A 937-nucleotide genomic window follows, 5' to 3' on the forward strand; every position below is an offset into this window, starting at 1 on the left:
TACTTAGCGGTGAACACTACAACCAAAATGTAACGCTAGGACCATTTGCCATCAGTGACGGACCAATTGAACTCGTCATCTCTGATGATGATGTGCCAGATTGTGGAGAGACTTTCACCGTCATTCCGCCGACGGCTTGTTCTGAAGAATGTCAGGTATCGATTAGTGTGGTTAGTGGACCAGAATGTGATGATAACGGTACACCTGGTGATCCAAGCGATGATACCTTCTCCTTCAGTTTGTTCAAGGTAACAATACGAGTGCTAGTACCTGGTCAAATAACTTAGGACAGTCAGGGAACTTTGGAGAAGTAGTAAGCTACGGACCATTCCCAATCGCTGGCGGACCAGTCTCATTCACATTTGCAGATTCAGATAATAGTATCTGTAGAGAGTCCATTACAATTGAGCCACCTAGCACTTGTTCAGACGAATGTGATCTTGATGTAGTCCTCGGAAATGTGCTTTGTGATGACAACGGCACACCCGCTAATCCGAATGATGTGTCTAATACCTTCACACGTTGAAGTGAATGGGACTCATACAGGAGATAGAGCGGCTGCTGTGATCAACAACTCTGTAGTAAGCAAGTGGAGAATATGTGAGACGGTTAGCTTCGGGCCAACAATATTGTCAACGGACCCGATTCAAGTAGATGGCATGATGTAGATGACGCAGTTGCAGTGAGTCCGTTATCGATGGACTCCACCACCTCTTGCTCTGAGCATGTAGCGTAGTTGTATCGCAAGCTGAAGCTCCGGTTTGTGATGACAATGGAACAGCAGCAGATCCGAATGATGATGTCTTCTTCGTAAAACTGGAGATCAATGGTACTAACGGAAGTGGTTCCTGGAACGCCTACGCAGATGGGCAGCTGATTGGCTCAGGCTCCTACGGCACTACTCAGGAATTTGGACCGTTCAGCATTGCGGATGGAC

The 937-nt window shown here is 47.0% G+C and carries 1 protein-coding gene; it reads left to right on the forward strand.

What is annotated here, in order from left to right:
* Positions 1-287, forward strand: a 287-nt coding sequence (locus D5R40_RS33320; RefSeq protein WP_205127874.1) for a hypothetical protein, incomplete at its 5' end; no start/stop codon positions are given.
* Positions 288-937 lie beyond the last annotated feature (650 nt).

The sequence above is a fragment of the Okeania hirsuta genome (assembly GCF_003838195.1).
GTDB lineage: Bacteria > Cyanobacteriota > Cyanobacteriia > Cyanobacteriales > Microcoleaceae > Okeania > Okeania hirsuta.